Raw genomic sequence first — 21,874 nt, 5'->3', positions numbered from 1 at the left:
CGTGCCCCTACAAAAAAAGGGGAATATCATGGCTGACATTTTGTCGCTTCACTCAGGCAATGACGCTGCTACGCCCACCGCTAGCGGCCTGGTTGCAAGGAATCTGACCGTTCGTTTCCAGGGTCTTGCGGCAATTTCAGATGTTTCACTTCACGTGGGTAACCGGGAAATCTTTGGCCTGATTGGACCGAACGGTGCCGGAAAGACCACGCTGGTAAATTGTCTCACGGGGTTTCAGACCCCGACAGAAGGAGCGATTTTTCTTCATGGTTCGGACACAGCTGGTTGGCGAGCCGACCGGTTTCGCCTTGAGGGTATCGCGCGTACTTTCCAGTCGGGGCGGTTGTTCAACGACTTGAGCGTTCTCGAAAATGTAGAGGTCACTGGCCTTGGGCTTGGCCTGGCACGAAATCCAGCGCGTGCGGCAAGTTATGAGCTGCTCGAATGGATTGGCATCGCAGATAAGGCCTCCATCGCAGCCGGAGCTTTAGCCTACACCGATCAGCGCCGATTGAGCATCGTGCGCGCCCTCGCCGTCGCCCCCAAATTCATTCTCCTCGACGAACCAGCAGCTGGCATGTCGGACGCGGAAGCTGACGAACTCGTACATCACATTGCCGAAATCCCTGATCGCTTCGGATGCGGGGTCCTGTTGATCGAACATAACATGCACGTCGTGATGAGCATTTGTCACCGCGTGCACGTCCTCGACGGGGGCAAAACCCTGGCGGTCGGTACGCCGGATGAGATCAAACGACATGAGGGCGTTCTCGCCGCCTACCTCGGCATGGAGGCCTGACCCGATGTCAAACACCATCCTATCGCTATCCCACATTACAGTCCGATATGGACAGATGACCGCGTTGCGAGATGCTTCGATCCATGTCGATAAGGGCGAGGTCGTGTGCATAATCGGCCCCAATGGAGCGGGTAAGTCCACTATGCTCGCAGCCGCCGCTGGCGGCGCACCGGTTGTCTCTGGCAACATTCAGTTCAATGACAAAGCGATCACCGGAGTGGCTCCGGAAAAGATTGCTCGCCTCGGAATTTCCCTGGTGCCTGAGGGACGACATGTCTTCTGCTCGTTGACTGTGGAAGAGAACCTTCAGATCGCTGGATACATCCAGAAGGACAGCAGTCAGGCCAAGCAGGACGTCGAACGGGCGCTGACATATTTCCCCCGTCTTCGAGAGCGCCTGAAGTTTCCGGCTGGCCGCCTTTCTGGTGGTGAGCAGCAGATGTTGGCAATCGGACGGGCACTCATGACCCGTGCAAAACTGATCATGGTCGATGAGCCTTCGCTGGGTCTGGCCCCGAAAATCATCGACCAAATCTATCAAATCCTGCTGGATATCCGCCGCACGGAGGGTCTCACCCTCCTGATCAACGAGCAAAGTTCTAACCGCATTCTCAAGCATGCCGACCGCATCTACGTGTTGCGTGGCGGAGTGATCCAACTTGATGGCAGGGCGGCTGATCTCGCGGACGGCGAAGCTATCCGTGAAGCCTACTTCGGCTTCCAGCACTCCGACGCTCGGGAGACACAACAATGATCAATTTCATTCAGAACATGGTCGATGCCCTAAGCCTGGGCAGCATCTACGCTCTTGTGGCACTGGGTATCGGTCTTCTGTTCGGCATTCTTCGGCTCATCAACTTCGCACATGGCGATCTGATCACTATCGGTGGCTATAGCCTGATCGTGCCATCCGCAGATGTTACCTCCCAGATGCTCATCGGAAACTGGAGCTGGTGGACGCTTCTTCCGTCGGTCTGCCTGATCGTTGTGATCGTCGCCCTGCTCACAGACGCACTGGTGTTCCGACCCCTTCGGCGCGCGAACGCGACAACTCTGATGATCGGATCATTCGCCTTGAGCTACATCATCCAGAATGGTCTCCTTCTGGTCTACAGCTCACGTGCCAAGGCCGTCGATCTCTGGCCGTCGTTGAACACTCAGATCGAACTGGGCGCTGTTCGCCTGCCGGTCCTTCAGCTTACCACCATCGGGACGACATTGGTATTGATGGTTGCCCTGATTGCTTTCCTGCGCGGCACTCGATACGGCGTCCAGATGCGAGCAGCCGCAGAAGATTTCCGCATGGCCCAGTATCTTGGCGTGAACGGCAACTTCGTAATCGGGATGGCATTCGCAGTAACTGGTATCCTGGCAACGGCAGTCTCACTTCTCTACGTCACTCAGACTGGCTCTCTAAGCCATACCATGGGCGTTCCACTGGCACTCTTCGGGTTCGTGGCCGTCGTCATCGGAGGAATGGGAAGCTTGGTTGGAGCGGTTGTCGGTGGTTTCTTGGTCGGCATTCTGCTGGTGATGCTGCAAGCCTACTTACCTGCCGATCTTCGTGGCTTCCGAGATGCTTTTGCCTTCGGCATCCTTGTCCTCGTCCTGCTCGGTCGTCCTTCGGGTCTCTTGCCATCCAGAAACATCATTGAGCGAGTTTGAGCCATGAAGGGACACACAAATCTTTTGCTTTTCGGCCAGCATTCTTCAGCAGTCGTGCTGTCGTTGGCCGTCGCAGCAATCGCACTTGTCACCACGCTCGTTGGCGATGAGGCCATTGCAACCTCCGTCACAGAAATGCTGATCAGAATGACGCTGGTGGTCGGCCTTTACATCTTCATTGGTAACTCAGGGATCACTTCATTCGGTCACGTCGCGTTCTCCTGCTTAGGCGCATACGCGGTCGGCTGGGCGACTGCAGAACCGATGTTCAAGCAAATGATGCTGTCGGGGCTTCCGATGTTCCTGCAGGAAAACCAGTATCCATTCTGGATGGCAATGGTCGGTTCGGCTATACTACCTGCTATCGTTGCGCTCCTGTTCGGCCTGGCCATAATGAGGTTGAACGGGATAGCGGCATCGATTGCGACATTCGCCTTCCTCATCATCGTGAACAGCGTTTTTGCCAATTGGGATAGCGTCACCGCCGGTGTCAGCTCAATCATCGGCATTCCGACGGTCGTGGGTCCTTGGGTAGCAACTGGTGGGGCAATTTTCGCAATTCTGGTCGCCAACCTGTTTCAGACCTCGCGATTTGGCATCATGCTGCGAGCCTGCCGGGACGATGAGGTTGCTGCCAAAGCTTCCGGCGTTCGCGTGGTCCGGGTTCGACTAATTGCTTTCGTACTGAGCGCTGCCGTAGCCGGTGTCTCTGGCGGTCTCTATGCCCAGTTCCTCGGAATTCTGGCTATCGATGCCTTTTACCTCAACCTGACATTTATCGCCTTGGCGATGCTCGTCGTCGGTGGAGTAGGCAGCCTGACCGGGGCGGTATCCGGAGTAGTCGTCGTGACGGTGATCGTCGAGGTTCTCCGGTCTCTGGAAAGGGGTTTTACGCTCGGCAGCACTTCAATTGCTTTGCCGCCCGGCAGCCAGGAGATCGGTCTTGGCATCATCATGGCTTTGATTCTGATCTTCAGACCCGGTGGCATCGCTGGTGGACGCGAACTTTTCGCCCTGACCGGCAGGAAGCGCCACTCGGAAAAATTATTAGCTGATGCCAGTCAAACGGCGACTGCCACACACTGACAGCTTGGATTTATCGCACGCGGCAATCGCTCTAGGGCGATATTTCGTGAAGGCCTTTGTTGGCGGCGCTGCCGCACGTGAATTTGACGGAGAACCCAATGACATATCGTATTTCGGTCGATACCGGCGGCACCTTCACTGACGTGGTGGTATCGGACCCCGAAGGCAATCTGACCATCGGTAAATCGCTGACCACGCCGGATCGAGCGTTCGAAGGCGTCAGCAACTCAATCGCCAACGCAGCGGAGCAGCTCGGCAAGACTCTGATCCAGCTGCTTGCGGAAACTTCGCTGTTCATCTACGGCACCACGCGCGCCACGAACGCGATTGTTACCCGCCAGGGTGCAAAGACCGCGTTCCTGACGACGGATGGTTTCCCGGATGTTTTGGTGTTCAAGGAAGGTGGAAAGCGCAATCCCCACGACTTCAGTGTCGATTTCCCGGAACCGTACATTCCTCGTCGCCGGACCTTTGAAATCGACGAGCGGATGAGTTCGGAAGGTACCGTAAGCCGTCCCCTCAACGAAGCTCACGCCGTCAAGGTGTTGCTGCAGTTGAAGGAGGAGGGCTACGAGGCCATTGCTGTGAGCCTGATCTGGTCCGTGGCGAACCCTGCGCACGAACGGCGCATTGGCGAATTGATTGAGCAACACCTTCCGGGTTTGCCATATACATTGTCGCACCAGTTGATCCCTATTGTTCGTGAGTATCGTCGCGCTTCCGCCACTTCAATCGACGCGTCGCTGAAGCCCCTGATGCAACAGCATCTCCGTCGCCTGAACAGCGATTTGCGCGAAGCGGGTTACGAAGGAGACGTCCTAGTCTCGACCTCAATTGGCGGCTGCAACCAGATTTCCGACGTCATCAGCAAGCCAATCCAGCTCGCGAAGTCCGGTCCCTCGATGGCACCGGTAGCCTCCCGTGCGTTCAGCACCATCGAGAACTGCGGCGGCGACATCATCGTCTGCGATACCGGCGGAACGACGTTCGACGTCGGTCTCGTCCGAGAGAATCAGCTCGTCTACTCGCGTGACACCTGGCTGGGTGGAGAATGGACCGGTCATCTCCTCGGAATCTCCTCCGTCGATATCCGCTCCGTAGGCGCTGGCGGTGGTTCCATTGCCTGGATCGATGACGGTGGCCTTCTGCGCGTCGGTCCTCACTCGGCTGGCTCGGTTCCCGGGCCGGCTTGCTACGGACGCGGGGGTCAGAAGCCTACGGTATCGGACGCCGCCTGTGTGCTGGGATATTTCAACCCTGATTACTTTCTGGGTGGTCGGATGACGCTCGACAACGAAGCCGCCCGCAAAGCTGTGGAAACGGTTGCGACAAGCATTGGTCGGTCCATTGAAGAAGCCGCATACGGCATCCTGAGCCTGGCTTCGGAAGTAATGATCAAGGCGATCCACGACATCACCATCGGGCAGGGTATCAATCCGCGCGAAAGTGTCATTCTTGCCGGGGGCGGGGCCGCTGGCGTCAACATCATGCTGATTGCAAAGGAGTTGGGCTGCAACAACGTGCTGCTCCCGAAGCAGGCATCTGCCTTGTCAGCGTCCGGTATGCACTTCGCGAACATTCTGACGGAGGAGTCTGTTACCCACTTCACGACAAGCGCCAACTTCGACAGCGCCGGTCTGGCTAACACATTGCAGGGTCTGACCGAGAAGCTTGACGCCTTCTACGCCGGTCTAACGAACCTACCGCCAGGCACCAAGCACCGCATTGAGTATTTCGTCGAAGCTCGTTACGCGAGCCAGGTTTGGGAAATCTCGACACCGGTGGTCGATCCCGACTTGTCGTCTGACGAGGCGAGGAACGCACTCATCGAGAGCTTCCACCGCACACACGAGCGTCTCTTTGAAATGCGCGACGAAGGGAGCTCCATCGAATTCATCAGCTGGAAGGCCCGCTTGAGCGTCGAAACGGGCATCTCGCAGACAGCCAAAGAGCCGGTCGGATACTCGGAGAGTTTCTCCGGTCCGGAAATGTACCGCAACTGCTTCTTCGGTTCCGGTAATCCAGCCAGGACCAGGATTCATCAGGGCGACAACATTAAGCCCGGCATGATCTTCCATGGACCATGCATTATCGAAGAGCCCACGACAACCGTCGTTGTGTTCCCTGACATGACCGCCCGCGTAACGGCCAATGGCCATTATCTTCTCACGTTCTGACCGAGGCCTGATATGACCGACACTAATAACTCTAAGCTCGATACCGTCCTAACGGCAGTTCTAGCCAACCGGGTCGATGGCATCGTCCGAGAAATGACCAATACGATGCTGAAGACGGCACGGTCCGCCGTCATCAACTCCGCCCGTGACTTCTCGTGCGCTATCGTGACCGCCACGAACGAGTTATTCGCCAGCGCTGAGGGCCTCCCGATCCACATTTTCGGAACAGACTTGCAGACCAAAGTAATGTGCGACAATCACCCGGACATCGCCGAGGGCGACTGCTATCTGCATAACGACCCATATTCCGGCAATACTCACGCCGCCGACCACGCTTTCATGGTGCCTGTGTTCTTCGAGGGCGAGCACCATTTTACAGCAGTCGCAAAGGCTCACCAGGCCGATTGCGGCAACAGCCTACCGACGACCTACATGTCGATGGCTAAGGACGTTTACGAAGAAGGGGCGTTGATTTTCCCGGCCGTACGCATCCAGCGCGATTACAAGATGGTGGGCGACGTCGTGAATATGATGCAGAAGCGCATCCGGGTTCCATCGCAGTGGTACGGTGACTTCATGGCCGGGATTAGTTCTGCTCGCATCGCTGAGCGTCGTCTGAAAGAGATGTGCGCAAAGTACGGCAAGGAAACGATCAAGACTTTTATCACATCCTGGCTTAATTATTCGGAGCAGCGCATGGTCAACGCCGTCCGTTCTCTTCCAGCGGCTAAACTTGAAAATCATGGGCGACATGACAGCATGCCATTCCTTCCTGAAGGTATCCCGCTCCAGGTGAAGGTCACGGTCGATCCGGACTCGGCCTACATCGACATTGACCTTCGCGACAATATAGACAACGTCGATTGCGGTCTCAACCAGAGCGAAGCCACAGCGACCTCCGCCGTCTTGGCCGGTCTGTTCAACAGCTTGAACAGCGACGTTCCGCAAAATGCGGGTTCATTCCGTCGCGTTCGCGTCCATCTCCGCGAAGGTGCGGTGGCTGGCATCCCGAAGTTCCCGCATTCCTGCTCGGTCGCGACAACCAACGTGTCGGACCGTATGATCAATCTCACGGGGGCGGCATTCGCTCAGCTTGGGGATGGGCAGGGGTTGGCCGAAGGGGCGGTTGGCCCAGGCATCGGTATGGCGGTCGTATCCGGTCGAGACCCGCGCTTTAATGGTGCTCCGTTCATCAACCAAATCCATCTCAACATTAACGGAGGTCCGGCGTCTCCAAAGGCCGATGGTTGGATAACCTACGGCATCCCGGTCGTTGCAGGTCTAATGTATCGAGATTCTATCGAGATCGACGAACTGAAGCATCCGCTGGAAGTTCGGCGTCTGGCTCTTCTCCCTGGCACGGGCGGGGCAGGGCGCTTCCGTGGAGCGCCGAGCGCTGAAATCGAATTCGGGATTAAATCAGACGCGATGACAGTGATGTACCCTGGCGATGGTCAGGAAGAACCACCAAAGGGCGTGCGGGGTGGTCTCGATGGTGCCCGTGCAGAACGCTTCGTCATCCGTAAGAACGGTGAGAGCACCAAGCTGCCTAACGCAGCTCGCATCGAGCTGGCTCCAGGTGATGCCGTTCGCGGAATCGATTGCTCCGGCGGCGGGTACGGTTCGCCGTTGGAACGTGATCCCGAGCGCGTGCTGAACGATGTCCTCGAACGGTACGAGACCGAGGAGAGGGCTGCCGACGTCTATGGGGTCATCTTCGACAGCTATCCCGTCCGCGATGGTTCCAAAGTTGATGTGAAGGCCACCGGCGAGAAACGACGTGCTCTGGCGACCATCTGAGAACAACCTTCATCACTTCCCTGGCCCGCACACTAAGCGGCGGGCCTTCTTCGCCGCGCCTTCGGGCGCGGCTTTTTCAATGGCCGAGAGGTAACGATGCATTCTTCAAGCAAAAATACTCAGGTCGGAAAAGACGCCGCACTCAATGAAGACAGAGCGCCTGATGGACTGAGGGCTGATTATGGTCCAATTGGAATTAAGGCTGTAGCGGCCGCCTGTGTGGGTAGAAAAGCCACCAAGCCGGGCGGGGAGATCAAAAAGCTTACTGTGCAGCACCTGAGGTCGCTTGATGATCGCGCAGATCATCAGGAGTGACGCTTAAGAGCCGGTGGTTATAGGTAGGCGCTGGAACTCAACCAGGAGGGTGGCTAAGAGTGATGCTCTCGAACGGCATGAAAATCGAGCAGCGGATAAGCTATCCCGGAATAAAACTGTGGTGTCACTATCCATTCCGCCCATGTCAACATGCGGTTCAGCGTGACGAAGAAGTCCTTCCAAATCTCACGTCGAAGATGTTTAGGCTGAACCGCCAGCATAGGCGATCGAGGACATCGGGCCCACCTTCCTTTGGCGGGCCATCTACGAAGTCAATACCGTGCTCCACGGGACAAATGACGACAGGTTTTATTGGGAGGATTGTGAATGGGCGAAGGTTGCCCATGCGTTCCCGCGGCTGTTCAACGGCTATGAGCGGCGGGTGGCCGATCGCAGACTCGCGACAATTCCCCTACTGCCTAAGAGCGCGTCACGGGCATCACACTGAACGGCCGTCAGTCTCATGTGCGCGACAGGCAGGAATTCGAATGTCGCCATCTCAATGACTGGGTCCGTCATCGCGGTTCTCAAGCACGATCTCGGGCAGCCCTCCAACTCGACAGACAAGCCGCGACTGCCCAGATGTCAGCGTTTGAGTAGCCGAGCCGCGGGGCTTCGACCCCGCTTTTCTCTAAACACCATGCGACGTGTTTTGGCAAAGAAAAAAGGGCCGACGGAAAACCGCGGCCCATGAGTGTGAAGGTCATGCACCTCCCCGACCGAGAGATATGACAATGTCTAGCTTTTTTCGTCATCCCAAAGACGCGGTCGTTCCCGACTCTGTATTGCCTGCCAATTGCAACGCTTTCGCTCGCCGCATGATTTAGGCGGTTGCCGTTACGCCGAGCGCCGCGCCAGCCATGAACCGGGAGCCAAAATCACCAGGCAAAGCTGGCGCGTGGCTCATTGGTGCTATCGGTGCCTAAAAGAGCAACCACGGTCTATTGCATATCAGACATCACAGAAGGGGCTGTGTATGCAGGTCAAGTCCCAAGCTGTTTCCCCTTATCCACCGGTGTGACCTCCCAATCTATTAAGTCGATAGATCGCCGAAGGATCGCTTCAGCCCCAGTGAGATCGGCCGAGCTGGCGATAATATGTCCAATTATATCCGAGCAATCGCCTCTCCGGACAAGGGAAACACCGGGCTCAACATAGAAGGCGACCTCAGCGATTCCTGGTACAGCGGCGGCAAGGTCGATACCGCGGATGTGGGCTAGCGTGCCGTCGCAATCGGGCGCTAAAAATTGGGCTACCGAAGCGCGGGATTGTCTTATGGGGTGATCAGACTCTTCTCCAATCACGCACTTGATATGCTGCTCAATGATGTCCACACCGTGGGCAAGCTGAATCAGCCGTGGAGTGGTCCACCCTGGAAGACGTGGATTGACTTCCATTATGACGGGGCCGCTTTCGGTCCAAAGCAATTCGATGTTGGCTGGGCCCCAGCCAAGACCTAGTGCTTGCAGGCATCGTAACGAGATATCCGAAATTTGATCATACTGTTCCTCGGTCAGCTGGGCCGGGAAAATACTCTGGTAGGGGACAAAATGCGGCGGGGGACCGAAGTAGCCGGAACCGACGGCAACAACCTCATTCCCCATTGTTACGACGTCGTAGAAAGGGCCTTGTGCGAATTCCTCGACAAGAATCGTTTGCGAAGAACGCCGTGGGATCGTCTCTCCTAGCAGGTAGGCCGTATGTTCGGCGAGCTCGCCCGCATCGCGGCATAACCGTACGCCGCTGCTGCCGTTGCCCATTGCTGGCTTAACAATAACCGGCAGCCCTATGTCGGTCGCTGCCATATTCACGCTTTTTGCACTAGTTGCCCGCCGGAAACCTGGAACCGGTAAACCGGATTGCATGAGGAGTTGACGTTGAGCGAGTTTGTCAGAGCACCGTTCGACACATTCAGGATCAGGGCCCGGCAGATTGAAGTGTCGGCATAGTTTTCCGACGGTCACATAGATTGATTCGCCGCGAGTGGTAAAACCCGTAATTCCGGCGATATCATAAGTTGCAGCTAGCTTGAGGCATTCATGCAACATCGCATGGAAATCCTCGGTATCAACCGCTATCGCCTCACTGCCTTCCGCAATAATGTAGTGATAGTCGGTTGGATCAGTGGCCAGCGTAATTGGATGAAGTCCCTGGCGTTGTGCCGCGTGAACATACATTTGACCATTATTCCTCGAACCTTCAACGAGGATGAGTGCTTTTCTTTTCATCGTGGTGACCTTTGATGTGCGAGCTTTATCTGGGCGTCCGCGACGGGTTTCCAAAAAAACCGGTTTCTGCAGCCATTTCTCCGGATGCAGAGGTTCACGTGTACCGATCGAGTCCCTCCGATCATTGAGTGGAATGATTTGCAAGTCTCAGTCATGGTATGCCCCCCGCCAGAAGTCTGGTCTGGATATCGGATTGAAGCTGCGGCAGCTTGGACATAAGATACTTGTTGTTCTCCGCTATACGCTGGAGAAACTGTTGATCGTACATGGTCACATAGTTGAGCCTCGCAACTGCGGCTGCCTGCAACACCGGGATTGACGAGAGATCTATTACAATTAGCGGTGCCAGCCGTAGAAGAGCGTCTTGAAGAACAGCTTGGTATTCTGGGTTTACGTCAGCGGTTGCGATGACAACGGCGGAATGCGGTTCCGGTATGCACCCGATCTCTCCTGGACGCATCATGTCGACTCCTATTTTTAACCTGGAACCGAGACGTTTGCGAAGATTTTTGGGATTCCGCGTAACGACGACAGTTGAGCGAAACATTTTTCCCGGGCCAGTACTGACAAGCTCGAGGCCGAGCATACCGGCGCCGATCACGTAAAGGCGATCAGGTACAACTGAACCCCCAAGCTGCTCCGCGATCATGTCGCAGACAATTCGATCGTAGTTGAATGGTGCCGTGAAGCGCTGCCGCTCGCGTGACCCGCAACTCACGTCAATTGCCAATCGCGAGATGCGGCAAATCCGAAGGTCCGGATCAAGCAGTCCCACAGCTTTCGAAAGTTGCTCTTGAATGTAGGGCTCCCCAAGGATCTGGGATTTGGCACCTGAGGAGATCTCTGCTAATCGCTGGGCGACAGCGTTTGATCCTTCAACAACCTTGTGTGGAAAACCACGGAATACTTCGATATCCGTGCTTTCGACGTCGAACTTTTCGCCATAAACTTCAACTCGCAAACAAGTCGTCAGCAAAAGAAGTCCACGTCTTGCGAGATCGACACCCATTGGCTTTATTTGCGCAGAGTGCCGCGCCATTTGAAGGGGTGAAGTCATTTCGTAATCTACGTAATGGCCAACAACTTCGTTCATAGCCCTACTCCTGACGTTTGTATGCGGCTTTCGGGTTGTCCGGAATTTCGCGGAAGCCTCCTGTGCACCTCTCCGAGCGGCGACTTGCGGAGCCACCGTGCCGGAATCTTAGGTACCGGATCGCCATTGCGATTGACGGCGAAGCTTTGGCTGGGATCAGCGCGGCGCTGAGGTATTGCGTTATAATCACCCCTCATTTTCGATTGCTGGTCACAACGGTCCTTGTGATCGTCGTGCCAATTGATTGATTCCGAAGAGAGAGGGACCTTAAACTCCGCAACGAGTCGGGGCGAAGTTGCAAGGCCGATGCATAGAAGAAGCGTCGGCCGAGCATACCCTCGACGGCAGTGGCTTATGATCGTATTTGTCACCGGGTGGACGCGTCTCTGCGCAGTGTCCGGCACTTGTTTGATACAGACCACGATGTGCATAGTTAAGCTCCCAATCAGATTCGGGCTTCAGGGACCCGGCTTACTCTGAGCACTACTCGTGCCAATCAGGTTGCGCCGGTAACCTCTAGAGATTGAACGTGTTTCGTTGTCGCTGTAGGGAGGGGTTTTGTAGGGTCGCCGACATGTTCTGTCGTAATTGGCCCCGGCTTTCGCCCGGAGAGTAGCGACGGAGCGTTCGTCATGTCCTGGAGATCAAACCTAGCAGCAGGTATTTTTCCATGCACTTGCGGGAACTGGGAATCATTGCACGTTCAGATATCTGGTCAGCCAGGGCGACGCTGCATATTGAGTTGAATGGTCCTGCGCGACATAACGCACCAAACATCGTCGCAGCCGAAACCCTTCCGCCCGTCGACTGCAGGTACGGCGCTTCGCAAATCAATCATGAGCCCGGCATAGACCGACGGATTGAGACGAACCCGGCGGCGATTCTCGACAAGAGGATCTGCGACCTTCCAGCGACGATGGCGCACTGCAGGCGAAGCCTTCCAACGATCGAGCGCGTTGGCGAACCGTCACGGCTGCACCAGATGGCTGTTGCCCGCCTCCCCTGTGAGAGATCCAGGCGAACCGGCCGTTCATTTATCGATACCGGCGCTGGAGCGTGTAATGATCGTAATGGTTTCGATCATTAATGCGCCCGCGCAAGGTGCTCGGGGACGAGTATGTTAATCGGGCTCTCGGCAATGCCGACGATTTCTCCCGCCCTTCCAGTTCTCAGTGAATATTGCTGGGGTGCCGCCTGCTGCGACAATGGCCTCGACCTCAAGCAGCGCAGCCTTGTCAACCTTGGAATGCTCGCGGCCCGCCGACCAGGCAGCGACGCGACGTAGATGGCGGCCGACCGGAGTAGGCCTCGATTGCATGCACCATATATGCCGTGGGCGGTGAGGTACGGCGGCATGCTGAGCGTCAGTTCGGAATCGAGGATCGCCTACTCCTGATGAGGCGCGACGAGATCACGACTTTCCGTTCGGCGGTGTCGCTACGATGGCGATCGGCCCGCCGTGGTCGCCGCCCGCAAAAGCGGCAGCCGCTCGCCGGTGGCAAGGTAGATACCATAGATATCATCAAGCCAACCCGGGGATTTCGAGAGATAGACGACGCGCTTTGCCGTATGCGGCGCGCTGCCGCCGCCGATCGATAGGACAGCTTCGATGCCGCGCTGGCGGCAAAGTTCAGCCGCCGCTCCGATGACATGCGATGGCGGGTAGGTGACCAGGCCGTCGAACACGGTAAGCGCGATATCCCGCTGGAATATACCATCAACCAATGCTGAAGAGCGGTATTAAGCGGAAGCAGCCATGGCCGCATAACTTGAACGAAATGGTCCCGAGTAAATCCGGCGCGGTTCAACCTCACGCAAATGCGGGATGTTCTTGCAACACCTCATTTGCTAGTTTTCCTCTGCCGATGTGATCTTCTTGCTGAGGTCCTTATCCGTCGAGCGCACGTGGATGCGCAAAATACGTGAGTTCACTTGCTTAGCCTCTGGATTCGGAACTCGCCTTTCCTGCAGTCGTCGAGCGCGAAGCCAGCGAGACATAGAACGGGACGCGGCCCCAAACCTCGAACATGATGTCCATTATCTCTGCATTGGCGCAATTCAGCGATTTCATCGCTTGCTCGTACGACGATCGGCCTACCGCTCCGCTTGAGAGCTCATACAATGATCGGCCTTTGTCCCGCGCTTGCCGGATCGCGTCCGACTCCCAGACGGTTGCTGTCAACAGATCATCCCCCAGGGATTCCCGCAACATTGCGATTGACTTCTGCTGTGAGACGTCACGCGGATCGTGCCTTGTCACCAGATATTTGAAGAAATCATGATTTACGGTCCTCCCAGCCCTTTCGATCAGTGCGACGAAATGCGTGAAAGAGTAGAGGGACGAGGTCATTGACACGATCTCAGGCATCTCAGGGCGGACCGTCACAAGAACGCTGGTTGCTGCTTCATATGCACCCGCGGTCAGAAAGTCTCCATCTCCGCAGGCGAGAACGATCACATCATAATCCGCCTCAACTTCCTTAAGCGCAGACACCATCCTGGCGCTAGCGTCCGGGTACCTCAATTTCTCGCTACGGAAGCGCCGGCCACACTCCTCTTCAAAAAAAGAGAGTTCGGCAGAGCCCGGAACGAGATCAAGACCATCAAAAAGGGTGGGTTGGATTGCTGACCGCATACTTTCCTGATGCTCGTCAAAGCGTATCGCCGCATAGATGCTCGCATTGTGGACTGGATAACCAAAGTAGTAAAAACCGAACATCTTAGATAACGAGCCGTGCGAATCGAGATCTATAGCGAGGACGCGGAAACCTTGAAGTGCAAGGCCTTGAGCCAGATAAAACGATGTGGTGGTGCTTGCGGGACCGGCGACTACCGAGATGATCTGCAGCTTATCACCCTCGCGTCGCCGCGGGCGAAACTTCAAAGCCTCTTTTGGACGGGCTGAAGCGAGATGATTACGGAGTTCGTTGATCTGTTCAAGTGTATAGGAGCGTCGTCCTGCGGTCCCAAGCTCGGGTGTCGGGCCTTGCCCATCAATTGACAACTGGCGCAGATAGCTACCCGACACACCGAGAATCTCAGCGACCTCGCCCAACGAGAACGAGCGCAAGGTCCTGAGGTCTGGAAGTGGTGCTCTGGCAGCCACGCCCTGCGCCTTTATGGAAGCCCAAATACTATCGCTATGGCGCCGAACGCGCTCCACTATACGCTCTTCATCGTCTGGTTTCTCGGATTGTGGCATAAATAACCTCGTGACGGGTTTTGTAATGAATGACGGTTCTATTACGACATTACGTAGGCAGCAGTCAATATGCTTCGCCTCATCGCTCTATCGAGACGGCCTTTCGTCAGCCTCATCTGATGTAGTTGTATTGCTCCTCTTCGTGAGAGCGCAGCGAAGCATTTCCTCGGCGGCCCGCTTCGGGCTCGGGCGTGGGTCAGTCTTCGAGCGGAAGTATGTTCCTCCATCGCGGGGGCCTTTGCAGGTGAAGCAATCGATCCGGCCGTGCTGACGGTTCTGCGCAACGGCATGACCTATTATGCAAAGACACTGAGCGGCGTGACGCTGCAGGTCGAAGACGCGCAGAACGACGTTTCCAAGCAGCAGAGCCAGATCCAGAATTTCATCGCCTCCAAGGTCGATGCAATCATCGTCAACCCTGTCGATACCGATGCGACCACGGCAATGTCGAAGCTCGCAGCCGATGCCGGCATTCCGCTGGTTTACGTCAACCGTCAGCCGGTCAACGTCGACACGCTGCCGGACAAGCAGGCCTTCGTCGCTTCCGACGAGCTGGAATCCGGCACGCTGGAAACCAAGGAAATCTGCCGTATTCTCGGCGGCAAGGGCAAGGCCGTCGTCATCATGGGCGAGCTCTCCAACCAGGCTGCGCGCATGCGGACCCAGGACGTCCATGACGTCATCAAGACCGATGAGTGCAAAGGCATCGAGATCGTCGAAGAGCAGACGGCCAACTGGGATCGTACCCAGGGAGCCGACCTGATGACCAACTGGCTCTCCAGCGGCATCGAGTTCGACGCCGTCATCTCCAACAATGACGAAATGGCGATCGGCGCCATCCAGGCGCTGAAGGCGGCCGGCAAGGATATGAGCAAGGTTGTCGTCGGCGGTGTCGACGCCACGCAGGACGCGCTTGCCGCCATGCAGGCCGGTGATCTCGACGTCACGGTGTTCCAGGATGCCGCCGGCCAGGGCAAGGGCTCGCTCGATGCGGCGCTCAAGCTCGCCAAGGGCGAAAAGATCGAAAAGAAGGTCTACATTCCCTTCCAGCTCGTGACGCCTGCCAACGTCAAGGACTTCGTCGCCAAGAACTGAGACGAGTGCCAAGCAGGATGCGGGCTTTGCCCGCATCATCTTTTCGGGCGATCGAAGTTCCTCAAATCCTTAAAGATGAAAGGCCCTTGAGCTCAGGCTGCTGCGCTTGATCCCTATGCGCCTTTCTCAGGCGATCTCTTCAAGACGACGGCCGATCAACAGCGCCCGGCAGGTTTCTCACAGGCTCTGGCCGAATCTGTGGGCCACGAGCGTATCGCGCCGAGGCAACTCTCGAGTTGTTTGTCCATCGTTCTCCGGTTGGAAATGATCAGTGCATCACTCTCTACGAGCTTCCCTACCGGGGCGAACGCTCCTGCCAGATCAGAAGCTACTTGTCGGCCGTCGTGAGTGTGCGCCGCAGTTGGGAGCTTGGGTTACCTCTCGTCGGCTGCTACGCAAGGGTGTCCGCCCTTCATGGCGTCAGACCTGTACTCTGCTGCACAAACTGGTAGAAAGTGCGCCTGCGGAATTCGAAGAAACTGTCCGTTGCCGGACGCGGTCGGCAGCGGTGGAGCTAGAAAACGGATGCACGTTTTCCGGCTGCCAAAAGGAGCCTTAATCGACATGAACATGGTCTCGAAGATTGCGAAACCCCCAGTTGCCCCGTCCGTTGGCGCTCTGCTTGCAGAAACTCGCCTGGCTCGTGGCTATTCGCTGAACGACGTCGCAGAAACCACTGGTCTGACTGTGGCAGAGGTGACAGCTCTGGAGAATGACGCGGATTTCGACGCGTCCAGGATTCGAAGGACTGCATCCGCTCTAGGGATTCTAGAAAAGATATGCGATGCGCCGCGCTGACATCGTTGAACAACTTCTTCCACGGCTGCACCTTTTTCAAGGAAGGTGGGTGCAGCAACTCACGGGGCGCTTCAATGGGATGCTGTTCAACTCGGGCACGGTTTTCAAGGGTAGGGCAGGGAACCTCGGCTGTGATGTTCGGCAACCAGCTGACTCTTCAAGGGGAATGGCGCGGCTGGCGCAGTTCTTTCGCTCGTAAATTCGGCGTGATCGCCTGCAGATCGGCTCCTGACAACGGTCGAGCGACGGCCGGGACGACGCTGGATATTGGGTTGAATGGTCCTGCGCCGAGCGATGGCCTCGGTCGTGGGCCAGCTCGCGCTTGGTGTAGGGGCGCATAATCGTGCGTACGAGCAGATTTCTCCGCCCAGACTCTGTCACGACGATCGCCAATTGTGAACGGGATCGAAGCCCAAGCCTGGCTTGCCCACATTCTCGCCTGCATTGCCTATATGTCCGTCAGAACGCTGATCGGTTGCTTCGGTCGATTGGTAGTCAACTGCATTGAACTGTCGGGCGGCACAGCTTCGGCCCGATTTATCGGCTGCAAAGACCCAAATGGGCGTAGATGGGTGCCAGTCGATACATAGCGAGTGGCAAACCGGTCTCCTGACCGAAACCCGTCCACGATAGATTAGTGCCAATTCGGAAATGCAGTCCTTGCCGCCGGGCGACGAGCGTGCCACGTCGATGCCCGCCTTTTAGGTTCATACGCGCTCGCCCCAGTGTGTGACAAAATCCGCCGCAGATTTGACGGCTCTATATTACCCTGTGCTGCTGCTTGCTCGCAAAGTTAGTGAAGCTTCGTGGGCCTTCTGCGACTTATTGTCCGTCAACATTGCGCATCGCCCGCGCGGAGTCGCCCTGCAGCGATATCAGGAGCTGCAATGCTCGATCAGCTAGGCCCGCCGGCACAAAAATATGGTCGTGGTGATATGCAGCCACCATGTTGCACGGTATGCCAGCTTCTGCGAGACAGGCAGCGACGCCCGCCGTGAGGCCGACGCCATCGAGCGCAGAATTCACATTGAGAGTGATCTGGCGCATCGCAAGTGAAGTTTCGAACCCCGCTCCGTGCGCCTCTCCTTTCTCGAGGACGACTGCCAAGCCTTCTCTTTCATGAAATGTCGCGATCGGGTTTAGATTGTGAACTTTGCTCCCTTCATTGGGTAACGAGCAGAACACATACTCGCCGTCTTCGAGCGAGGGCTTCATATTCGACAGCATCTCGAACTTGTCTCGCAACACAGTAGTCATTTTAGCGGTCCCGCTGTCGATAATCATCGTGTCTTAAGGTGGTCAGTCATTGTGTAGGACGGGAACCGGGAGCGAACAAATGAGATTTCCTTAACTGACATAAGGCAGATTGTCGATGTTGGATCGATTCCGTCGCTCAAAGCTTGCGTTGCGAAGGACTTCGACAAGTGCCTGAAGCTGTGATTACAGGTTTTGACCTTGCCCTCAAGTTTTATCCAGTTTTGAGTTCGCTCCAGCGGTTTTTGGTTGCTGTTGTTGGTTCGGTAGCGGCGGGTTGCGGTGCGGAGCCATTTCGGCTGCGCAGCACCGGATAGAATTCCCGGCATTGCAAGTGGCAAACGTTACGCGGCGAAAAACAATCCACGGCGAGGCGCCGAGGCTTTGCGATGCAAGCTCCGTTCGCCGTCGATTCCGGAAAGTGCTCCGCCAATACTGATGACAACGAATGGAACGGCAACAACTGTATGAGTGATGATGACCCTAAGTAGGTATTCGTCAGGCCGAGTCGAGCGAGAAGCACCTGCATCCGAACACCAAGCACCACCGCAGGCACCACCATTGGCAGACGGAAAAGTGTGCGGAATGTCCGCGCAACAAAAGGGTTTGAGCTCGAAGGCCCAAAGAAGCCGCCATTTCAAGTAAGGTGGCTAACAACGTAGTCCCGCCACCAATTATCAGGCTGTTGACGATCGATCGCCGCCACGTGTCCGCCGGAAGCAGTTCCTCAAACCAACGAAGGGAATAGGACGGAACAGGGTAGGTCAGAATTACGCAAGACCAAGGCGGCCGAACGCCTGCTGGAAGCAAGGATACCTGCCGAAGCGCATCGTCACCGACAAGCTCCGCTCCTATGGAGCGGCACGGCGGCAGGTCATGCCTACTCGACCATCGATCGCACAAGGGGCCCGAACAATCGTGCCGAGAATTCGCATTTGCCGCTGCGAAAACGTCAGCGGATGATGCAACGATTTCGCTCATCGGGTGCGTTGCAACGCTTCACCAACATCTTCTCGGCCGTGCGAAATCTCGTCGTCCCTTCACACCCAAACGCGTTCCGCCATCGCGGTTCACCTGCATCGTCTCGATGCGTTCGCCCAACGGAAAATGGCTACTGCAGTGACGGCCTGAGCCCGCATCATACCGCAAACGCACCTAGAGAAGTTAATTTGACATCGCCCTTTTCGCCGATCGCACCTTGGTCGTTGGCACTCTTAGCACGACCCCCGTCAAGGTCCACTCCCTGCCCGCCTCTCACGGCATAGCCGCTGGGACGGGTTAATTGGTTTCTCTGCGTTCCGCGTCCAGCCAGTTTTCGAGCTTCAGTCCGGGATACGCCAGGAAGTCCCGCGTGTTGTTGGTCACCAATACCGTGTCCAGAGCGATCGCATGCGATGCGATCAGTTTGTCGAGATGATCTTTCTTCCGGTCTCTCGTCGCCATTCGGACCGGACCGTAGGCACGCGCTGCTGCGATCCCAAACGGCTCTACCGTGATCAGCTCGGCCAGGGCGGTGAGATTATCAAGTTCTCGTGCCGGATCATCGGATGCGGAAACACCGTACTCGAGTTCCGCGAAGGTGATGGCGGACATCACCACGTCCCCCACATAGCAACTGGCAAAGCGGCGAGCGACCTGCTCCGGCTGGTTTTTCATCAGGTAGATACACATGTTCGTATCGAGCATGTAACGCGCCATCAGATCTTATCCCGCTCCTCTTGCTCATGGGACTCTCTTCCGTCGCGCATGAAATCCGGAGAGAAGCGGGCGAATACATCCAGAACGCCGGCCAAGGAGCGATGCACAGGACGGATGCGAAGCTCGTCGCCGATACGCTCGATTTCCAACTCAACATCGGTTCGCTCAAACGCCAGTTCCGCCGGTATGCGAACCGCCTGGGAATTTCCATTCTTGAAAGCTTTAGTGGTGTGCATGTCATCAACCTTGTGTGTACGTGGATGTACTATATCTTAGGCTTTCCAACTTGTACATCCTTAGTGTGTACGTTTAGCGCTTGGACGGGAGCATCTCGCAACAGGTTGAGGTCGCTCGTGCCGAATCGTGTGCTGGTCCACCCGCCAGCGGGTATTGGCCCATTCGGGTAACAGTTCGTTCCTGCCCCGTCCAAATCTAGACAGACGATTGCGATGCCGCGCTCACATTTGCAAGGAGCATCCGTAGAAGGCGTATGCGCGTCTCACCCGTGACATGCCGCTCTTACGATAGGCCGGTGCTTGCGCCAATGTCGCCGGCAGCCGCGACTTCGACGGCGTAGTGCGAAAGGCGGTGAAATGTTCGCCGCCGATCTGTGTTGTATCGAGATTGCGATTGGCATGACGGGCACCTATGTCGTCGACCGTGACAAAGGGCGGTGTGTTGCAGATGTATGGCTGATCTCCGCTTTGCGGCGGATCTCCGCAACCGACATCCTGGCGATCGTTCCTCCTGGCCGAAGGCGAGCCGACGCCGGACCGCGGAGCTCGCTGCGGAAATTGTCTCGCTATGCCCTCACTAAAAGAAAATTCAATTAGGCACGAAAGGCCTTTCGATGGAGCCGGAAGTTTGTTGGCGCGGCAGCTTTTTGGCTGTTGACGGGCATATAGCTGTTCTATATCGTTCCGACGGATTAAAAGCAAAATGCATATAGAAATCCGTCAGGAGGTAAATTTGCTCATTTTGAGAATCCGCGCATGGTCAAGGGGTCCAACTTCCTTGTCTCGGCGATTGAATGAGGGGGTCGATTACATCTTTGGCGTCCCCGGCGAGGAAGCCCTCGACGTCGTCGCTCCTGCTCCATCTGCATCAAGTCGGCGCTTCCTGTCACGATGAGGACACCGGCACTCTCTCAAAAGAAGGATACTGTCACGATGGTCCGTACCCGCAGAAGCCATTTCAGGAGACGAGATCACCGGCGTATATTGTCCCACAGATGGAACGCGCGCCACGTTTTGAACTCGAAGCAACTCGAGCTGATCCTCAACACACTCATTCCTGAACACACCCATTCCTGAACCTTGGAGAATAAAACATGACCTCTAATATAAGTATTGGCTCGCCAGCCCCGTCGATCAACGTGCAGCACTGGCTCCGCGGCGATCCGCTTTCCAACTTCCAGCTCGGCAAGATCTACATCCTCGATTTCTTTTCGACTACCTGCGGATATTGCGGGCCGGTGCTGTCCCACTTGGCGCAGGTGCAGGAGGAATTCAGCGACATGGGAGTTGAACTCATCGGGGTCGCAGCAAATGAGGAAGCTGAAACGGCTAACGAGGCCCTAGCTCAGGTGGACAAATGGGTAACCAAATGGCTCCCGAATACGAAAATTCGGATCGGGTTCGACCACTCAGGCGAAATGGCTAAGCATTGGCTGTTAGCCAGCCTGTCTTTCCATCTTCCACAGGCGTTCATTGTCGGCCGAGACGGCAGCATCGCCTTCATAGGTGATCCGGACATGCCCGTGGACAACCATGTCAGCCTGGCATCCACATGAACGCGGTGGTGGGGATGCCTGGCGAGACGGAACTTAGCAAGGATATCCTCCTGCGCTCGGACATCTTTTTGGAGTATCCGCCCCAGAGCCGCATCGAAGGCCAGATCCAGCAGTTGCCGGTCCAGCATCCTCTATCGAACTTTGATGACTGGTAGAGTGGACGGCCGTGGAAGCGCCGACCAGATCACGGTGTTCGACAGCGTCGGCTTCGCCATCGGCGCAGAGATGCAAGGCGGGATGGTGGTTCGAGCGTATGAGGATTTTTGGCCACATAGTGCGGTCGGCAACAAGATACCGACCCCACTGGTGAATTCGGAAAGCCGCGAGCCCGCTTCACGAAATATGCGGGAAAGTCCGAAGAGCCGAGTCGATGTAACGATGCGGGTGCCGCCCGTATCTGTGAGGTGCGTGCGCGATCTACGGCCACGAACCAGCGCCAGACGGACCTCATCGGTCACGCCGCAAGCCAGCATCCGACCGGAGGCACTCTCCACGAACAACTGTCCCGAATTACCGCACTATTTGGCATTCGCTTGCATGCGCAGACTGCGATGATACCGTTCGCCGACAACCTGGGGGGATCGCGTATGACAATTGAAGAGCTGATCGATATACAGGAAGCAGGTTCAAGAGCGCGGGTGCTCGGCCTGAAGGCTCACGAGAACCCATACCTCGCCGCCCACAGGACGCCTACTGGTGATGGCAGCGCTCTCGGAGATCGGCTTGCGCGACACGACGCGTGGAAGTTCGGTTGGGAAGCGGAGGACGCTAGCCGCGAAGGAAGGGTTGTTTCGCACTTCCAGGAATTGGCCTCTGCCAAACGGCGTTCGCATGATGCGTAACGTTATTGTGGTGGTTCGCTAGCGACGAGA

17 protein-coding genes and 5 pseudogenes are annotated in these 21,874 nt (G+C 56.4%); 14 read left to right on the top strand and 8 right to left on the bottom strand.

Annotated features, from left to right (window positions below; all coding sequences use genetic code 11):
* Positions 1-28: 28 nt before the first annotated feature.
* The 7 genes from FHX03_RS25655 to FHX03_RS35125 all read left to right on the top strand — a co-directional run bounded on the left by FHX03_RS25655 (position 29) and on the right by FHX03_RS35125 (position 8,290).
* Positions 29-799, top strand: a complete 771-nt coding sequence (locus FHX03_RS25655; RefSeq protein ID WP_127431717.1) for an ABC transporter ATP-binding protein — start codon at positions 29-31, stop codon at positions 797-799.
* Between the two features lie 4 nt (positions 800-803).
* Positions 804-1,553 (top strand): ABC transporter ATP-binding protein, encoded by a 750-nt coding sequence (locus FHX03_RS25650; RefSeq protein ID WP_183856058.1) that lies wholly within the window; start codon positions 804-806, stop codon positions 1,551-1,553.
* On the top strand, positions 1,550-2,464 hold the full coding sequence (locus FHX03_RS25645; RefSeq protein WP_127431715.1) for a branched-chain amino acid ABC transporter permease: 915 nt from the start codon (positions 1,550-1,552) through the stop codon (positions 2,462-2,464). Before FHX03_RS25650 ends, FHX03_RS25645 begins: the two co-directional genes overlap by 4 nt.
* A 3-nt stretch (positions 2,465-2,467) precedes the next feature.
* Positions 2,468-3,550 carry a branched-chain amino acid ABC transporter permease gene (locus tag FHX03_RS25640; RefSeq protein ID WP_183856056.1) on the top strand — a complete coding sequence of 361 codons (1,083 nt, stop codon included), beginning with the start codon at positions 2,468-2,470 and terminating at the stop codon, positions 3,548-3,550.
* Positions 3,551-3,648: 98 nt separating this feature from the next.
* The gene (locus FHX03_RS25635) at positions 3,649-5,727 is read left to right on the top strand and encodes a hydantoinase/oxoprolinase family protein (protein WP_183856054.1); all 2,079 of its coding nucleotides are present in this window, start codon (positions 3,649-3,651) and stop codon (positions 5,725-5,727) included.
* A 12-nt stretch (positions 5,728-5,739) separates the two neighbouring features.
* Positions 5,740-7,527 carry a hydantoinase B/oxoprolinase family protein gene (locus tag FHX03_RS25630; protein ID WP_183856052.1) on the top strand — a complete coding sequence of 596 codons (1,788 nt, stop codon included), beginning with the start codon at positions 5,740-5,742 and terminating at the stop codon, positions 7,525-7,527.
* 595 nt (positions 7,528-8,122) lie between these two features.
* Complete coding sequence (locus FHX03_RS35125) at positions 8,123-8,290, top strand: DUF7007 domain-containing protein (protein ID WP_375337144.1); 168 nt, start codon at positions 8,123-8,125, stop codon at positions 8,288-8,290.
* A gap of 535 nt (positions 8,291-8,825) precedes the next feature.
* On the opposite strand, the gene FHX03_RS25625 is transcribed toward FHX03_RS35125, so the two are convergent.
* A complete protein-coding gene (locus FHX03_RS25625) occupies positions 8,826-10,214 on the bottom strand; it encodes an ATP-grasp domain-containing protein (protein ID WP_312865346.1) in 1,389 nt (462 codons plus the stop codon).
* A gap of 7 nt (positions 10,215-10,221) precedes the next feature.
* Complete coding sequence (locus tag FHX03_RS25620; RefSeq protein ID WP_183856050.1) at positions 10,222-11,163, bottom strand: hypothetical protein; 942 nt, start codon at positions 11,161-11,163, stop codon at positions 10,222-10,224.
* A 1,086-nt stretch (positions 11,164-12,249) separates the two neighbouring features.
* Between FHX03_RS25620 and FHX03_RS34635 the strand changes: the two are divergent.
* Positions 12,250-12,421 (top strand): annotated as a pseudogene (locus FHX03_RS34635) (carboxymuconolactone decarboxylase family protein); the annotation flags it as partial.
* A 179-nt stretch (positions 12,422-12,600) separates the two neighbouring features.
* Here the strand turns inward: FHX03_RS34635 and FHX03_RS25615 are convergent.
* Positions 12,601-12,888 (bottom strand): iron-containing alcohol dehydrogenase, encoded by a 288-nt coding sequence (locus FHX03_RS25615; protein ID WP_246622862.1) that lies wholly within the window; start codon positions 12,886-12,888, stop codon positions 12,601-12,603.
* Positions 12,889-13,099: 211 nt separating this feature from the next.
* Positions 13,100-14,365, bottom strand: coding sequence for a plasmid partitioning protein RepA (gene repA / locus FHX03_RS25610; protein WP_183856047.1), 1,266 nt, complete (start codon positions 14,363-14,365; stop codon positions 13,100-13,102).
* 255 nt (positions 14,366-14,620) lie between these two features.
* On the opposite strand from repA, the pseudogene FHX03_RS25605 reads away from it, so the two are divergent.
* Positions 14,621-15,460, top strand: a pseudogene (locus FHX03_RS25605) (sugar ABC transporter substrate-binding protein); the annotation flags it as partial.
* 564 nt (positions 15,461-16,024) lie between these two features.
* Entirely contained in the window at positions 16,025-16,258 is a 234-nt protein-coding gene (locus tag FHX03_RS25600) for a helix-turn-helix domain-containing protein (RefSeq protein WP_183856045.1), read from the top strand.
* A gap of 822 nt (positions 16,259-17,080) precedes the next feature.
* On the opposite strand, the gene FHX03_RS25595 is transcribed toward FHX03_RS25600, so the two are convergent.
* A complete protein-coding gene (locus FHX03_RS25595; protein WP_245007089.1) occupies positions 17,081-17,542 on the bottom strand; it encodes an ACT domain-containing protein in 462 nt (153 codons plus the stop codon).
* A gap of 278 nt (positions 17,543-17,820) precedes the next feature.
* A pseudogene (locus tag FHX03_RS34630) lies at positions 17,821-18,322 on the bottom strand (ABC transporter permease); the annotation flags it as partial.
* Between FHX03_RS34630 and FHX03_RS25590 the strand changes: the two are divergent.
* A pseudogene (locus FHX03_RS25590) lies at positions 18,317-18,643 on the top strand (DDE-type integrase/transposase/recombinase); the annotation flags it as partial. The pseudogenes FHX03_RS34630 and FHX03_RS25590 sit on opposite strands and share 6 nt — an antisense overlap.
* A 147-nt stretch (positions 18,644-18,790) precedes the next feature.
* On the opposite strand, the gene FHX03_RS25585 reads toward FHX03_RS25590, so the two are convergent.
* On the bottom strand, positions 18,791-19,210 hold the full coding sequence (locus FHX03_RS25585) for a type II toxin-antitoxin system VapC family toxin (protein ID WP_018496488.1): 420 nt from the start codon (positions 19,208-19,210) through the stop codon (positions 18,791-18,793).
* On the bottom strand, positions 19,210-19,446 hold the full coding sequence (gene vapB / locus FHX03_RS25580; RefSeq protein WP_127431704.1) for a type II toxin-antitoxin system VapB family antitoxin: 237 nt from the start codon (positions 19,444-19,446) through the stop codon (positions 19,210-19,212). Before vapB ends, FHX03_RS25585 begins: the two co-directional genes overlap by 1 nt.
* Before the next feature lie 1,094 nt (positions 19,447-20,540).
* Between vapB and FHX03_RS25575 the strand changes: the two genes are divergently transcribed.
* The 3 genes and pseudogenes from FHX03_RS25575 (at position 20,541) to FHX03_RS34620 (ending at position 21,844) form a co-directional block, all read left to right on the top strand.
* Positions 20,541-21,002 (top strand): peroxiredoxin family protein, encoded by a 462-nt coding sequence (locus FHX03_RS25575; protein ID WP_183856043.1) that lies wholly within the window; start codon positions 20,541-20,543, stop codon positions 21,000-21,002.
* Positions 20,987-21,215, top strand: a pseudogene (locus FHX03_RS34625) (ornithine cyclodeaminase); the annotation flags it as partial. The gene FHX03_RS25575 and the pseudogene FHX03_RS34625, both read left to right, overlap by 16 nt.
* Positions 21,216-21,589: 374 nt before the next feature.
* Positions 21,590-21,844: a CrpP-related protein gene (locus FHX03_RS34620; RefSeq protein ID WP_131702558.1), complete on the top strand. Its 255-nt coding sequence runs from the start codon at positions 21,590-21,592 to the stop codon at positions 21,842-21,844.
* Positions 21,845-21,874 lie beyond the last annotated feature (30 nt).

The sequence above is a fragment of the Rhizobium sp. BK456 genome, assembly GCF_014194045.1.
Taxonomy (GTDB): domain Bacteria; phylum Pseudomonadota; class Alphaproteobacteria; order Rhizobiales; family Rhizobiaceae; genus Rhizobium; species Rhizobium redzepovicii.
Note: the sequence above shows the minus strand (reverse complement) of the source record. Positions and strands in the feature narration are given on the sequence as shown.

Excerpts from the sequence above, each read along its gene's own strand:
- FHX03_RS25655 (WP_127431717.1), top strand. The coding sequence starts at position 29 with ATGGCTGACATTTTGTCGCTTCACTCAGGCAATGACGCTGCTACGCCC.
- FHX03_RS25650 (WP_183856058.1), top strand. The coding sequence starts at position 804 with ATGTCAAACACCATCCTATCGCTATCCCACATTACAGTCCGATATGGA.
- FHX03_RS25645 (WP_127431715.1), top strand. The coding sequence starts at position 1,550 with ATGATCAATTTCATTCAGAACATGGTCGATGCCCTAAGCCTGGGCAGC.
- FHX03_RS25640 (WP_183856056.1), top strand. The coding sequence starts at position 2,468 with ATGAAGGGACACACAAATCTTTTGCTTTTCGGCCAGCATTCTTCAGCA.
- FHX03_RS25635 (WP_183856054.1), top strand. The coding sequence starts at position 3,649 with ATGACATATCGTATTTCGGTCGATACCGGCGGCACCTTCACTGACGTG.
- FHX03_RS25630 (WP_183856052.1), top strand. The coding sequence starts at position 5,740 with ATGACCGACACTAATAACTCTAAGCTCGATACCGTCCTAACGGCAGTT.
- FHX03_RS25620 (WP_183856050.1), bottom strand. The coding sequence starts at position 11,163 with ATGAACGAAGTTGTTGGCCATTACGTAGATTACGAAATGACTTCACCC.
- repA (WP_183856047.1), bottom strand. The coding sequence starts at position 14,365 with ATGCCACAATCCGAGAAACCAGACGATGAAGAGCGTATAGTGGAGCGC.
- FHX03_RS25600 (WP_183856045.1), top strand. The coding sequence starts at position 16,025 with ATGAACATGGTCTCGAAGATTGCGAAACCCCCAGTTGCCCCGTCCGTT.
- FHX03_RS25595 (WP_245007089.1), bottom strand. The coding sequence starts at position 17,542 with ATGATTATCGACAGCGGGACCGCTAAAATGACTACTGTGTTGCGAGAC.
- FHX03_RS25585 (WP_018496488.1), bottom strand. The coding sequence starts at position 19,210 with ATGGCGCGTTACATGCTCGATACGAACATGTGTATCTACCTGATGAAA.
- vapB (WP_127431704.1), bottom strand. The coding sequence starts at position 19,446 with ATGCACACCACTAAAGCTTTCAAGAATGGAAATTCCCAGGCGGTTCGC.
- FHX03_RS25575 (WP_183856043.1), top strand. The coding sequence starts at position 20,541 with ATGACCTCTAATATAAGTATTGGCTCGCCAGCCCCGTCGATCAACGTG.
- FHX03_RS34620 (WP_131702558.1), top strand. The coding sequence starts at position 21,590 with ATGACAATTGAAGAGCTGATCGATATACAGGAAGCAGGTTCAAGAGCG.